General features: G+C 65.0%; 11 protein-coding genes. 7 read left to right on the top strand and 4 right to left on the bottom strand.

Translation table 11 applies throughout. The features are described 5' to 3' along the window. Nucleotides 1-14 precede the first annotated feature (14 nt). Complete coding sequence (locus ASH04_RS10870) at nucleotides 15-1,502, bottom strand: condensation domain-containing protein (protein ID WP_156394524.1); 1,488 nt, start codon at nucleotides 1,500-1,502, stop codon at nucleotides 15-17. 13 nt (nucleotides 1,503-1,515) lie between these two features. Continuing rightward, a complete protein-coding gene (locus ASH04_RS10865) occupies nucleotides 1,516-2,985 on the bottom strand; it encodes a condensation domain-containing protein (protein WP_082519227.1) in 1,470 nt (489 codons plus the stop codon). 680 nt (nucleotides 2,986-3,665) lie between these two features. On the opposite strand from ASH04_RS10865, the gene ASH04_RS10860 reads away from it, so the two are divergent. From ASH04_RS10860 to ASH04_RS10850, 3 genes are all read left to right on the top strand, one after another. Then, nucleotides 3,666-4,673 (top strand): ATP-binding cassette domain-containing protein, encoded by a 1,008-nt coding sequence (locus ASH04_RS10860; RefSeq protein WP_082519226.1) that lies wholly within the window; start codon nucleotides 3,666-3,668, stop codon nucleotides 4,671-4,673. 44 nt (nucleotides 4,674-4,717) lie between these two features. Next, the gene (locus tag ASH04_RS10855) at nucleotides 4,718-5,524 is read left to right on the top strand and encodes an ABC transporter permease (RefSeq protein WP_235580017.1); all 807 of its coding nucleotides are present in this window, start codon (nucleotides 4,718-4,720) and stop codon (nucleotides 5,522-5,524) included. Between the two features lie 76 nt (nucleotides 5,525-5,600). After that, complete coding sequence (locus ASH04_RS10850) at nucleotides 5,601-6,542, top strand: glycosyltransferase family 2 protein (protein ID WP_057473909.1); 942 nt, start codon at nucleotides 5,601-5,603, stop codon at nucleotides 6,540-6,542. Here ASH04_RS10850 and ASH04_RS10845 read toward each other — a convergent pair. Continuing rightward, on the bottom strand, nucleotides 6,534-7,814 hold the full coding sequence (locus ASH04_RS10845; protein ID WP_057473908.1) for a glycosyltransferase: 1,281 nt from the start codon (nucleotides 7,812-7,814) through the stop codon (nucleotides 6,534-6,536). The genes ASH04_RS10850 and ASH04_RS10845 overlap by 9 nt on opposite strands. Nucleotides 7,815-7,949: 135 nt before the next feature. Here ASH04_RS10845 and ASH04_RS10840 point away from each other — a divergent pair, with 135 nt between their 5' ends. From ASH04_RS10840 to ASH04_RS10825, 4 genes are read left to right on the top strand one after another with little or no spacing between them, the layout of a single operon-like run. Continuing rightward, a complete protein-coding gene (locus ASH04_RS10840; RefSeq protein ID WP_057473505.1) occupies nucleotides 7,950-9,254 on the top strand; it encodes a glycosyltransferase in 1,305 nt (434 codons plus the stop codon). Further along, on the top strand, nucleotides 9,251-10,639 hold the full coding sequence (locus ASH04_RS10835; RefSeq protein ID WP_235579993.1) for a hypothetical protein: 1,389 nt from the start codon (nucleotides 9,251-9,253) through the stop codon (nucleotides 10,637-10,639). Before ASH04_RS10840 ends, ASH04_RS10835 begins: the two co-directional genes overlap by 4 nt. An 8-nt stretch (nucleotides 10,640-10,647) precedes the next feature. Beyond that, a complete protein-coding gene (locus ASH04_RS10830) occupies nucleotides 10,648-12,075 on the top strand; it encodes a hypothetical protein (RefSeq protein WP_235579992.1) in 1,428 nt (475 codons plus the stop codon). A gap of 20 nt (nucleotides 12,076-12,095) precedes the next feature. Beyond that, nucleotides 12,096-13,478 carry a glycosyltransferase gene (locus tag ASH04_RS10825; RefSeq protein WP_057473906.1) on the top strand — a complete coding sequence of 461 codons (1,383 nt, stop codon included), beginning with the start codon at nucleotides 12,096-12,098 and terminating at the stop codon, nucleotides 13,476-13,478. Here ASH04_RS10825 and ASH04_RS10820 read toward each other — a convergent pair. Beyond that, nucleotides 13,475-14,143, bottom strand: a complete 669-nt coding sequence (locus ASH04_RS10820) for a hypothetical protein (RefSeq protein WP_057473905.1) — start codon at nucleotides 14,141-14,143, stop codon at nucleotides 13,475-13,477. The genes ASH04_RS10825 and ASH04_RS10820 overlap by 4 nt on opposite strands. Nucleotides 14,144-14,363 lie beyond the last annotated feature (220 nt).

The following is a 14,363-nucleotide window of genomic DNA, read 5'->3' as shown; positions in this document are numbered from 1 at the left end:
CGGACGGTAGTTCACTACGCGCTGTTGCGCGTACCTACCGGCCGATCGGAATAACGGCACGATCGGTCCGTTGTCGGAGAAATCACTCTATCTCCGGTTCGACCCACCCGGTCGATCACCGCGGCGAGATGCTCGAAATACCGTCGCACCTGATACTGCGCAAACGGGGTATCCGGGGTTTGGCTACCGAGATACACGCTGTCGTGATCACGGTTGATCCAGAGCGACGCATTGCCCGTGCGTCCCTCACCGGTGAAGATGACGCCACGATCGTAGGCGTCGTCACCGCAGCCGGGGAACCATCGGAAATCGATGTAGGACAGCATGTTCGGAGCGGTGACCACTGCCTCGGGTGACGCGCCTGCAGCCATCATGGCTGCCATTGCAGCTCCTACCGGCACCGTCGCGAGCTTCTTGGCGCGTTCGTAGCCGACGTTGGCACACGGGACGAGTTCGCTGAAGGTCGATGCCCCGGACACGGCGAATTCCACCGGCGCGAACGAGCAGATCCACCCTTGGTCGGCCGCATAGGTGGGAAGCATTGCACGGCAATCGAACACGGTCATGCCGTAGTAGTTGTCGACTCCGCCGAGTTCGTGGTCGGTGATCGCCAGGGCCGCGTAGAGTCCGGCGAGAAACCGGCCGCCCGCAGCTTTGCAGGCGCGATCGAAACCAGCGATCCCTGCCCTGTCGAGCAGTGGCAGCTCGATCGGTTTCACCGGTGCCGTCTCGCCCGGTGCCAGTCCGAGGTCGAGGGCGAACCTGGGCATCTGCAGATCGTTTCGAGTGAACGTGTCTTTCCACGCCGTGAACTCCGAAGTGCCCGCGACATGCGCCGCGGCGAGTGTCGCTTCGATCTGCGCGTACTCGGCGAACCCACCCGAAGCGGACTCGGCCACCGGCGTCGACGTGTCCTCGGGGTCGGCAATAGCTCGGCGATACAAGCCGACGATCTCGGTCAGTGCCAAGGCCTGGGAGGAGCCGTCGCTCAGGGCGTGGTCGGCACCGAAGAAGATCGAGAAGTCGTCCTCGCGGACGATCGCGCCGAACGCGAAGCCGGGGTACGAGTCGCTACGGGTCTCCGCACCCAACCGGGCCCGGATGTGGTCGTGAACGTCCGCTGCATTCGTCAGCCGCGATCCGACGGTGGCCTCGAATTCCACCGCGTCCGCCGGCAGCGAGCGGCTCACCACCGTGCCGCCTTCGACGTCGAACCACATGCGAAGGATCGAATGACGCGCGACGAACTGCGTGAGGGCGCTGGTCATCGCCGCTTCGTTCAGCACCCCGTCGAGAGTGGTTCCCGACCCGATATACGACAGGTGAGGTCGACCGTTCCGTGCCGAGACGTGGGCACCACGAACGTGGTTCTCGGCCAGAAACGTCAGGCCTCCGGATGTCGGCGAGGCATGGGCGGTTCCGGCGACCGAGTCGACGGTCGGATGCCATTCGATCGTGGTGCCGGGAGCCGAGTGCCACGAATCGAGCGCGGTGATCTTCACTGTTTCCCTCTCGTCAGGCGATGTGCACGTCGGCCGCACCTACGGAATCGAGACCGACGGAGTCGACACCGACAGGGGCACCGATTCCGGCGTCGATCACCTCGAACATGGTCTCGAACGTGGAGACGACGAGGTCCGTCACGGCCGCTGTCGCGGCGTCGTCCGCCGGATGCCGTGCCGAGACCGTGATGCCCTCGGCGGTCCTGGCCACCCAGATGTAGACCTCGGATTCCGAGCTGGCGGCACTGCGCAACGTCTGTGCCCGCCTCGCGGTCCAGTCCGCGGCTCCGGCGACGAAACGAAGATCGAGGTAGGAGACGACGAATTGCGGTTCGGCCACCGTGCCCAGCAGTTCCGCTACGCGGGGAAAAGGAACCCGAGAGAGCTTCTTGGCCGCGGAGATACCGGTGGCAGCGGCGCTCAATGCGTCGGCGAAGGTACGCGCGTGTCTGACGTCGATTTCGAGCGGCCCGATGCCCACATACCAGCCCACCGACTCCAGGAATCTGGCCTCGTCACGGGTGTGAAGAGGCATCACCAGTCTGAGAGTCGGCTCCCCGGTCAGTCGGCGATGGGCCAGTGCCATCGCCGCCATCACCGCGGTCTGCGTCGTGTGGCCGGCAGCGCGGCATACCGAGTTCACCGCTGCGACTTGTTCCCCGCCGGCCACTTGCAACGCCCACCCCCGCTGGACTGCGTCCGCAGGGGGCGAGAAACTGGTCCGCGAGCGCGTCGCGGCGACCGACGACAGTGCGGGGAACCCTCCGGTCGCGGCGAGGAATTGCCGCCATCGCTCGACCGTGTCGTGCACTACCGTCACTTCGTTGCCCATGGTGCGGCTTCGCACGCTGAAGTCGACGTGGCTGCCGATATCGGACATCTCGACGGACTGGCTGCGCAACTCGGCGTCGTACAGTCTGGACAGCTCACCGATCGACAGCAGCATCGAGTACGCGTCCATGACCGAGTGATCGGCGGCGAACAGAAGCAGGAAACGGTCCTCATCGACATCGGGCGTGTCCGAGATGGTGACGACCATGCAATGTGGCCATCGCAGTGGCGAAAGTTCGCCGTCGAACATGTCGGTCAGTGTGGTCCCGACGGCGTCCGCTTCGATCCAGCCGAGGTCGGTCGAACCGAAACGGAGGCGGTCGGGTGCGCACGTCCTTCGGACGAGATGTTGATTTCCTGCGCCGTCTTCCGCGATCGTTGCAGTCGTTCGGAACACTTCGTGGCGGCGGTGCCACGCCAACAGAGCTCGGTTCATCGCCGCCGTGTCGAGATGACCGGTTACTTCGAAAACAGCTCCGAGCCATGAGCTTTCCGCTCTTCCAGAGGCAGCTCGACGTACATACGTTTCGTGGTCGTACGCGAGAGGACGATCGTCGGGATCCCAGCGGAACGTGCCGGAGTCGGCCTGCGGGGAGAACTTGGTAACTCTCCCACCAGGGAGTTGATAATCAGCGATTTCGGTGAATTTCACTGCTCGACACCTGCTTTCCGGCGACGCGCTGTCCGTTGGGAAAGCGTCGGAGTATCACTTCGTCAATAGCGTTGCGCGCGTGGGGATCCGATGACTTCGTTGTGGACACTACAGGCCTCACACGATGGTTCTGCACCGCGCATTCGGACCCTATGGTCCGAATCCTGCTTATTGTCAACAGCATCGACGACATCAGCAGAGGCGGTGCACACATCGAGCATCGACCCCAGGAGCTGCCACGTCCAGTGGAGTACGAGTGGACTTCGTCACTGCCGGAGATACGGTCCGATCATGTCACAATCGGGCGATCACCGCTGTCCGGCGAGCGACGCGATTCCCCGCGGATATCGCGATTTCTCAACGTAACCAGCATGTTTCGGAGATGTAAAGCCCCCGATAGGGCCACGTCCGAACAGCGGTTCCTCTGCCGGACGACCCCACCTCACCGCCGGTAGTCGAGCAATCAACCGTTACGAACGATGCACGGATGCAACACTTCTCCCCGTGCAGCGCCGATGCCGATCTCTTGCACCGCCTCGTTCGCGCCTATAACGTTCGACCGACAACGCCACAGGTGCCAACACCGAACCGAGGTGCGACGACCACAACCACATCACTGCCCGCCGGAAGACGAGGTACCACCACTCGTCGACCGTCGGTCACAGCACGGGAGTAGGCGAATGACGGATTCCGAATTAGCCATCGCTGCATCAGGTTTGACTCGTCGTTACGGGTCGACCGTCGCCGTGGACCGCGTCGACCTCGAGGTTCCTGTCGGCGGAGTGTTCGCCGTGCTCGGTACCAATGGTGCGGGTAAGACGACCACAGTGCGGATGCTCGCAACACTGGAGCGACCCGACTTCGGCTCGGCCACAGTATTCGGCCACGACGTGCGCACCTCGGCTGGAATCGTGCGGTCGATGATCGGTGTGACAGGGCAGTACGCATCGGTCGACGAAGATCTCACTGCCGAGGAGAACCTCCTCATCTTCGCCCGACTCGTCGGCGCATCACGGCGTCGCGCCCGTGCCCGCGCGGCCGAATTGTTGGACGAGTTCGGACTGGGCTATGCCGCACGTAGACAGGTTCGTGGGTTCTCCGGTGGTATGCGCAGACGCCTCGACCTCGCCGCCTCGATGATCACGCGCCCACGCCTGCTCTTTCTCGACGAGCCGACCACCGGGCTCGACCCCCGCACCCGCGCACAGATGTGGGACACCGTGCGAGCCATGGTGGCAGCCGGGTCGACAGTGCTGCTGACCACTCAATATCTGGACGAGGCCGACGCGTTGGCAGACCGTGTCGCGGTCATGGATCGCGGCAAGGTGGTTGCGAACGGGACTGTTGACGAACTCAAGGCCAAGGTGGGCGGCAGCTCTGTGAAACTCACGCTGGTCGATTCGACGCAGGCGATTGCCGCGGCACGAACGTGCGCGGCCTTCTCGCCGCTCGAGGTCACCGTCGAAGACGACGGGAACATCGTGTCGGTGCCCATGCCGGACATCGAGCGTCTCCCGGAGATGCTCCTGGCGCTGCGGTCCATGCAGATCTCGGCGAGCGCGGTCAATGTGGCTCGGCCGACGCTCGACGACGTGTTCTTCGAGTTGACCGACGCATCGCCCCGCGTTCTGGACAGTGTCCCGAGCATCACCGGCGCGAGAACGACGAGCAAGGAGCCCGCCGCGTGAACACGACGACGTCGACGGACGGGCTCGCCCGTCGAGAGCGTGGTATCACCCACACCGCGACCCCTGTCAGCGATACTCCTCGCAACGCGCAACCATTTTCTGCCGCACTCGCACAGTCGATGACCATGACGTTTCGAGGACTGCTGAAGATCAAGCACAATCCCCAGCAGATGTTCGACGTCATCGTCCTACCGATCGTCTTCACGGTGATGTTCTCGACCATCTTCGGCGGGGCCATCGTCGGCGATGTCGACAACTACTTGCCGCTGCTGATTCCCGGGGTGCTCGTGCAGGTCGCCGTGGCTGCATCGGTGGTCACCGGCGTGCAGCTTCGAGAAGATCTCGACAAGGGGGTCTTCGACAGGTTCAAATCGCTGCCCATCGCCCGCATCGCGCCTCTCGCAGGCGCGTTGTCGGCCAACGCCTTTCGATACGTCGTGGCAACCGTCATCACTGTCGGAGTTGGAGTCGCGATGGGCTACCGTCCGAACGACTCCGCCGGCCTCGCACTGGCATGTCTGCTGGTCGTTACCGTCGCGTTCACGTTGAGCTGGATCTTCGCTCTGGTGGGAGTGTTGCTGGACAAGGCGTCCACGGTGCAGGGAGTATCGATGCTCGTTCTGATGCCCATCACCTTCGTCTCCAACGCTCTGGTCCCCATCGACACCATGCCCGCGTGGATGCGCACGATCGCAGGTGCCAACCCGGTCTCCCACCTGGTGTCGGCGGTGCGCGGACTCGCCGACGGCACTGACGCGGGGCTTCAGGTGGCGTACACACTCATCGGCGCGGCCGTGGTCCTGGCCGTGTTCGTCCCGGTCACTCTGCGCGTCTACATGGCCAAGACCTGAAGTCGGTCCACACAGGGGGTTTCACGATGGGGGTTTCACGATGGGGTTGAACAGACCGACCGAAGCGACAGGAGTGATGGTGAGCGAGTCGAGCACGATGGAAGAGGGAACCGAACCGACCATGGATCTCCTCGCCGAGAGCACAGCTCCGACGCTGTCGGTGGTGGTACCGGCATTCGACGAGGAGGACACGATCGCGGCCTGCCTCGAACGCCTGACGGCGCAATCCGACTACATCGACGAGATCGTCGTCGTGGACAACAACTCGACCGACCGGACCGCCGAGATAGTGCGGGACCTTGCCCGGCGTCACCCCACGATTCGATTGATACACGAGGCCGAGCAGGGCCTGGTGTACGCACGCAACGCCGGAATGGATGCGGCTACCGGCGATCTCATTGCTCGTATCGACTCCGACACGATGGTCGGCGACGACTGGTCGCGGACCATCGTCGACTTTTTCACCGCCGATCTCGACCACAATTGGTCCGCTCTGTGCGGTCGCGGTGAGGCTCACGACGTGCCGATGTCGGGGCGATTCGACAAGTGGAAGATCAAGTTGCATCCGCTCGGAGACCGCGGCCCCTCCGACGAGGTCAAGGAGATCCCCGTCCTGTACGGCTCCAACATGGTCGTGCGGCGAGAGGTGTGGAATCGGATACGTACCCGAGTGAGCATGCGGCGGGACATATTCGAGGACGTCGACATGGGGTTGTGCATCCTGGACGACGGTGGTCGCAACGCCTTCCTCGCGTCGTTGACCGTGGGGGTATCCCCCCGGCGTATGCAGAGCAGCCTGCCGGAGTTCGTGCAGTACATGAGCTTTCTGCCCAGAACCTTTGCCCTGCATCGGAGGTTTTCTTATACAGCGGGTACCGCATTGATCTACGTGCCGGCACTGACGGTGTTGCACACCGGCCGATTGTTGATGCTCCGGCTCTACGATTCCGAGACGGGGCAGCTCGACCCGAGACGACTGCTGCAGCGCACCTCGACACCGACGCGCGCGCTACCGTGAGCCGCTCACGACCCGCTCGACCAGATCGACGGCGTGGGATACAGCGATCGACGGGGCAATCAATCTGTCACGCAATTGTGTTGCAGTAACTCGCCTTTGCGGAGACAGGGCATCTCGCAGGACATCAGTGAGGCGCGACGGAGTCACCCGGGATAGAGGAAGTGAGGAACCGACATGTGCGGAGGCAACAGCTCGCCCCCAGATGGGCTGATCCGCACCGATCCAGGTGACGACAGTGGGCAACCCCGCGCGCAGCGAGGCCGCGACCGAGCCGGCACCACCGTGGTGGATCGCAGCACGGCATCGAGGCAGAACGACATCGTGGTCGATGTGCTTCACCACTCGCACTCGACTTCCGAGTTCGCCTGCATTGCCGAGGAAGTCGCTCCACCCACCGGCTACCAGCAACCGCACTCCCAACTGGTCCGCAGCGGCCACGATCGCCTCGCCGAGTCGGTCGGGATTTTTCGGAAGCATGCTCCCGAAGCCGACGTAGACCGGCGCGTCCGCGGCGGCGATCCACTCCGAGAGGTCGTCGTCTGCGCTGACGTCGCCCACCCCCTCCCGAGCCGACGCAGGCAAACCGAGAAAGCCCACCAACGGTCGTCGGTCACCCCATTCGGAGACCAGACCCGGAAACAGAGCGGGGTCGTACGCCTGTATCTCGGGGATCCCGGTCGCGGCGATCGCGGTGGCGAACGGAGTTCGCATGGGCCCCAGTCCCAATTCGGAACGCAGGTCGTTCTCCGCTCGCTTCGACGCCTTCCACAACAGCCACTCCACCAACGTCCAACTTGCCGACGCGATCGGACCGGACACATCGACACCCGCCTGCGACAGCAGGGACGTAGTGGAGTTTCGCCGGATCGGGCACAGGTGCAGGGGCACGTGAGGAATTCCTCTCACCTGCGAAACATTGTGCGCTCGTTCCTGTCCCGCACTGGTCGAGACGATCGCGTCGGCACCTTCGCTGGCGTCGAGCAACGCCTGCTGCATCTGTCGGCCACCGCGAACGGTGATCTCGGTGGCGGCAGCCAGCCTGGCGCGCGGATCGGCAGACTTCAGCCGGGTGCGGACCGCATCGGACTCGAGCACCGCGCGGGTGCTGTCTCCGTACACGGACGTGGACAACCCTGCACCGGTACCAAAATCCTGCATGTTCGGCGGAGCGAGCAAGACGACGTCGTGCCCACGCGAACGCAGCTCGAGACCTACAGCCACTGCCGGTTGAACATCGCCGCGGCTTCCATTGGCTGCCAGAACGAACTTCATGCGCATCCCTTCGTTCCCCGGTGCTCGGTGAGCCCGATCAGTCTAAGCGACAACACCCGATCTGCCCTTGTGAGACGAAAGATGGTGCTGTGTAGTGCAATCCCTCGGTACGACGCAATTCTTGGGGGCGAACGAGTGAAGATCGCGTTCGCCATCAACGGTACTCGCGGCGACGTGCAACCTGCCGTCGTACTTGCCGCAGCCCTGACCGAACAGGGACACGAGGTTTCGGTGGGAGTGCCGCCGAACCTCGTCGAGTTCGCCCGCGGCTGCGGACTGGAGGCCACTGCTCTCGGTCCCGACACGCGAACACACATGAAGATGGTCACCGAGGCGCGGGCCGAGGCGGGCCGAAACCCGTTGCGCCAGATGCGAGCCATCGCACAGATGCGTGATCTCGGGTACTCGGAGTTGATCACCGACCTGGACGACATCGTGGCCGGTGCCGATGCCATCGTCACCGGTTTCACCACCGAACAGATGACGCTCGCGTACGCCGAACGTGCCGGTATCCCCTTGATCTCGTTGCACCACGCACCCGTACGCCGCAACACGGTCCATGGTCCGCTCCCGAGTCTGCAACTGGGGGGCGCACACACAGTGCGCACCCAATGGTGGCTGTTGGACCGGCTTTTCGGTCTCATGACCCGACGCCGCGATGCGGTTCTGCGCAAGCGTCTCGGGTGCGCCCCAGCGCGCAGGTCACCGGCCGCTCAGCTCGCCGCGGCACCCGGAATCGAGATCCAGGCATACGATCCGTTGTTCGCGGTACGGAACGATCCGGTGTGGGACGCTGACGCAGCCCGCCGACTCCGTCCGGTGGTCGGATTTCTCGAACTGCCGAGCACGCGTCGACTCGGCCTCGACGAGATGCACTCCACCGAGGAACTGTCGGACTGGTTCGATGCCGGGGATCCCCCCGTCTACGTCGGATTCGGCAGCATGCCGGTCCGCGACCCGGCAAAGATGATCGACGCTGCTGTCACCGCCACACGTCGGCTGGGTCGTCGACTTCTGTTGTGTACCGGTTGGAACGACCTGCCGACGGATTCCCTGGCAGGAGAGGACATCCGCGTCGTGAGGGCCGTCGACCACGACGCGGTGTTCGGTCGGTGTGCGGCAATCGTCCACCACGGCGGGGCGGGCACCACGGCTGCCGCAGTGCGGTCTGGGACGCCGTCGGTGATCTGCTGGTACGGCTCCGACCAGCCGTTCTGGGGTCGTGAACTGGAGCGGCTCGGGGTAGGTGCGACGCTACCCGCGCGACGGCTGGACGCCGATCGCCTGACCGACGCGCTCACCCACGTGCTCGACCTCCGCGGGAGACACGCAACCGTCAGCGCAGCAACACAATTGATCACGGGCGACGTAGCGCTGGCGCAGGCCGTCGAGCACATCGAGACGGCCGTGTCATCGCGACGAGTGGGACAGACTCGATGATGCACTCCGTACAGGGCAGACTCGCCGATGAGGACGCCACCTACTGGTTCCTGAGGCGGGCATTCGGGTGGTCGGTAGTCCTGCAGCTGGTGTGGACCACCGACGCCCCGGTGTCCAAAGAAGTTCTCACCGAGGTGAATTCCGCGTTGGCGAACGGACGTCTGCACCGGCGGCTCGTCCCACCCACAGTGCCGGGAGCGCGCCCACGCTGGGTACGCGCAACCGGTGAGCCCGCCTGCCGGTTCGACGACGCACTGGAGAACTCCGATATCGATCGCTGGGCGGAAGAGGAGTTGGCGTCGGTCGAGTTGGACGCGGTCGAGGGCGACTGCTGGCGGCTGCGCGCGACCACCCGCGCAGGGGGAGGCACCGTCGTCTCGCTGTGCGCACTGCATCTCGTCGCGGACGGCAAGACAATGGTGACAGCTGCAGCGGCAGCGCTAGCGGCCGTGTCACAGGAAACGCTGTCGCCGAACGCAATTACCGAGCCTGCACTCACCTCGGAACCGGGCACCGCGAGCGCGATCATCGCCGACACGATCGACGCGACCGGCAGAGTTCTCGCCGCCGGCCGAGGCGCACTGCGGGCCATCGGAGACGTGGTGGCCCAACACGCAGGATTCGGTGGTGCCGACACCGACACCGGCCCCGTCCCGACGCGTCCCGTCCGGGCACCGATGGCCGACAGATCACCGAAGGCAGTGGGCTCGTGGGCCACAGTGACCGTTCCCAGTGACGCCTGGGATGCAGTAGCCGCACGACACGGAGGTACTGCCAACGTCTTGTTCGTGGCCGTCGTCGCCGGGTTGCTGAGGTCCAGTGGATACGCCCCGCTCGGAGACACGGTGAAGGTGGGAATTCCCGTCGACCGGCGCGGTGACAGCGATGACGACCGCGCCAATGCGACCGCGGGCGTGTCGGTGATGTTGACCGATCAGCCGGTACCGGGAGGCGACCTACGCAGCATTCGTTCCGCGTGTAAGGCCGCGTACCAACGGCTGGAGTCCGGGCACCGGAGCGCCGTGGCACACCTGTACCCGCTGACGTGGCTGCTCCCGCCGTCGTGGCTCGTCGGCGTGGCGACGTCGGGAACAGGTATGCCCGACGCGATGGTGTCCAATCTGGGCCACGTCCCCTCGGCGGCGATGCGGTGGGGGGACGTCGACGCGACACGCCTCGCGTTCCGAGGCAACGCACAGGGCGTCGATGCGGCCCAGCCGTACCGATTCGGTGACGGAGCTCAGGCCTGGGCACTACGCACCGACACCACGTTCACGTTCTCGGTGTTGGGGTTCGACGAGAACAGTTTCGGTGGAGCGTCGCGGTTACGCGATCTGCTGGCCGCAGAACTGGCAGCGTGGCAGCTGCCGAACGAGATCTGGTGAGGAGCACGATGAGTACGACCACGGATGAAATCGATTCGGCAACAACGGAACAGGAAACGGTGTTCGGTCCGAGCCCGCGAGTGACCGGCTCCGACGAGTCCTATCTGCTGGCGGAGGATCTCTTCGGCATGGCGGCGCCGATGCAATTCGCGTGGGTTTTCGACGACGACCCCGGGCAGGACGCGATCGAGATGCTCGGCGCTCGCCTCGCCCAGGGTGCGCTGCACCGCGCGGTTCGACGAACCAAGGTTCCGGCTGCTCGACACGCGTGGGTCCGCTCCACACAGCCGCCGCAGGTGTTCGTGGACAACGAGATCGACGACGATGCGATCGGCGAGTGGACGGAGGCGGCCGTCCGGCGGTCCAACCTGGCACCCACGGAGGGCAGAGGCTGGCGGCTCGAGACGACGACCACGACCGGTGGTCGTCGGGTGGTATCGCTGGCGGTCTCGCACATGATTGCCGACGGGCAGGGCGTCTACCTCGCGCTCGCGGCGGCCGCGGCGCCCTCAACCACACGGCCGCTGCCCGATGCCCTCGGCGGTGTGCAGGAGATCCGAGACGATCTACTCGACGGCGTCGATCAGGTTCGCGCCGCGGCCACGTCGGTTCGCGCCCTGCTCGCCGAACTCGTGCGCGCACGTACGCAGAAGTCGACTGCGGTGGCACCGACGACCGGCGTCGGCGAAGCTCCTGCGTTCCAGAAGCCACCACGTCTGCCCGACTCGGGAGCTGCACCCAAAAATGCCGGTACCGAAACAACACTCGTCAATGTCAACATCGATCGGAATACCTGGCTACAGCGTGCCGCCGACCACGGCGGCACCTCGAACGGTCTGTTCACCGCGATACTGGCGGGCATTGTGCAGGCATCGGCCTATCCCGTCGGTGATCGACTTCGGGTCTGTATCGCAGTGAACCGACGCGAGGGTGCCACCGACGAGCGGGCGAATGCGTCAGGCGGAGTGTGGATTCGGCTCGACAACCCGGTCATCGCCGGGGGCGACCTCTCCCCTATCCGCACACTGAGCAAGAGCGCGTTCGCCAGCTACGCAGAATCGGGTGCAGATCGAGCTGCCGACAACCTTCAACCACTGGTCCGGTTGCTGCCGGGATGGCTCGTCGGACGACTGATGCGCGCCATCCCTGGTCCCGACACCACGGTCTCCAATCTCGGCATCGTCCCCGACGAAGTACTGACGCTCGGTGGCCGGGAAGCGTCGTGGTTCACCGTTCGGGCCGTCACGCTCGGTACGCCTGCGGCACAGCGCCGCATACAGGGGCCCGGTGTGGCCGCGTGGCTCGTCGAATACGGAGATCGAATCACTCTGGCCTTCTTCGGAATACATCCCGAGCACTTCAGCGACGAGGCCGTGCTGCGAGCCCTGATCACCGATCAGCTGTCCGCGTGGGACCTCCCCCACACATTCTGGTGACCGACCCGAAGGAGAACGCGATGATCGAGGTGGACCGCCGGATCGGAATCATGTTGTACGGCAGTCGAGGTGACATCCAGCCAGGAGTCTGTCTGGCGTTGGAGTTGCAGGCGCGCGGGGCTCGTCCCGTCGTCGCGGTGCCGCCCAACCTCGTCGACTTCGCGATATCGGTCGGCGTGCAGTCGGTATTGCCCCTCGGATTGGACACCCATACGGCATGGTCGTCGGACGAGGCGAACACCGCCCGAAGCAGGAATCCCATTGCGAAGGTGCGGTTCGCCCTCGCGACGGTCCGTGCGGGCTTTCGCGCCTTCGACGACGCTCTCGCGGAGTTGTTCCTCGACGAGGATGCCTCGATGTCCGGCGTCGACGCGTTGGTGGTCTCACCCCTCGGCCAGGATCGTGCGCTCGCGCTGTCCCAGAAACTCGGGATTCCGTTGACGGTGCTGCGATACGGACCGATGTCCGAGAACGGCGTCCTGGGCGCGATACCCGGCCTCACCTCGAACTGGTCTGCCACGTGGAAGAGACGGTCGTGGAGAATCGCCGACCGCATCACCTGGTGGGCAACCGGCTGGAACGAGAACGCCTTTCGTCGTCGACTCGGTCTGCCGCGGGCGCGATCACCGTTGCCGACCCGGCTGTCCGAGTTCGGAGTTGTGCAGATCCAGGCATACGATCCGGTGATCGTGCCCGGTCTCGCCGAGGAATGGGGTTCGCACAAGCCCATCGTCGGGTTCTTCGACCTCCCGCGACGAGAGCGCGCGGGCCTCGACGAAGCGGTGTTGACACCGACGCCCGACGGCCATTCCGGCATCGGCACACACTCTTTGGCAGAGTGGATGGCGGCCGGCACCCCGCCTGTGTTCGTCGGATTCGGCAGCATGCCGTTGACCGACCCCGACCAACTGATCGAAACCGTGCGCCGGGCCGGGCAGCTGATCGGTGCCCGCTGCTTGATTGCCATCGGCGACCGACGGGGCCCCGACCGTGCTGACCCCGACGTGTTCTTCGTCGGCAACGTCGACCATTCGGTTGTACTCCCCCACTGCTCGGCAGTCGTTCATCACGGCGGTGCCGGTACCACCGCGGCGGCGATGCGAGCCGGACTGCCGATGGTCATCTGCACCGTGACGGCCGATCAACCGTTCTGGGGCGCGCGGATCACCGAGCTCGGAATCGGTCGAGCGATGAAGCTGTCCGCAATCACGGCAGAGAAGTTGGCAGACGCGCTCGGTGCTGTACTGACACCCGACACTGTCGCCACAGCTGCAGCATTGAGTTCATCGATGGTGCCACCCGGCAAGGCCGGGGCCGACGCAGCCGACTTGATTCTGCGTACCGTGCCGAGTGCGGACTCAGAAGCAACAGAGCCGAGGTTGGCTGTCGACGCGACAAGCTAGACCGGACGGAAGCCGGCCCCCGGCGCTCCCGACGCGTTCAGCAGCCGAACAGATTCCGCCGCCGACGCGTATGCCGTGGGACTGAGCAGGGGCACCCCGGAGGCGTGGCTCGTGATGCCGACGAGGGTGGTGCCGACGACCAGCGGCCCACCGGAGTCGGACCAGACAGTGAGCGCGTCGGACATCAAGTCGCTGCCGCGGGCGTCGACGATGCTGCCGCAGGTCACTCCGCTGCCGAGCCCGGTCTTGCAGACGGGCTGCCCCACCGATGCGGTACCGATGTCGGTGACGGTGATTCCGCCCAGACTGTTGACGGGTACGACTTTGGTGGGGTCGAGAACGATGACGCCGTAATCCGGGCCCCAATGCCCGACGGCGGTGGTGCCGACCGGGGCCGTGGGCGAGCCGACGAGCGTGACGGGAAGTCCCGGCCGAAGGATGCAGTGTCCGGCAGTGAGGGCGACCAGCCGGCCCGCGTCGTCGTGCCCGACGGCCGCGATGGAACAGACAGTGAGATCGTCGAGCCCACCGGTGGTGACGAACCCACTACCGGGGCCAACCATGGGAAGTGGCGCTGCGGCCGCGGTGCCGGTGGTGGCCGCTGTGAACGCGAGAGCCAGGGTGGTGAGCAGTCCACTGACAACACCGAGTCGAGCAGTCTTCATGGTGGGCATTCCTCGTCGACGAACGTTTGGGGCGGGGCACCTCTTCGCGGCTCGATCGTGGCACAGATGACACGTGCACGCGCGCTGCGAAAGCCTTGCACACGACCAACCCATCTCTGCGGGCCACACGAGGAGGAGCATTTCTCGCGTTATGCACCAACCGTCAACCGGAATGTCATGGCCATTCCACTAGCTGGGGCGGCCCGATGACCACCCGGAT

The organism is Rhodococcus sp. Leaf233, from assembly GCF_001426165.1.
GTDB lineage: Bacteria > Actinomycetota > Actinomycetes > Mycobacteriales > Mycobacteriaceae > Rhodococcoides > Rhodococcoides fascians.
This window is presented reverse-complemented; position numbering and strand designations above follow the sequence as displayed.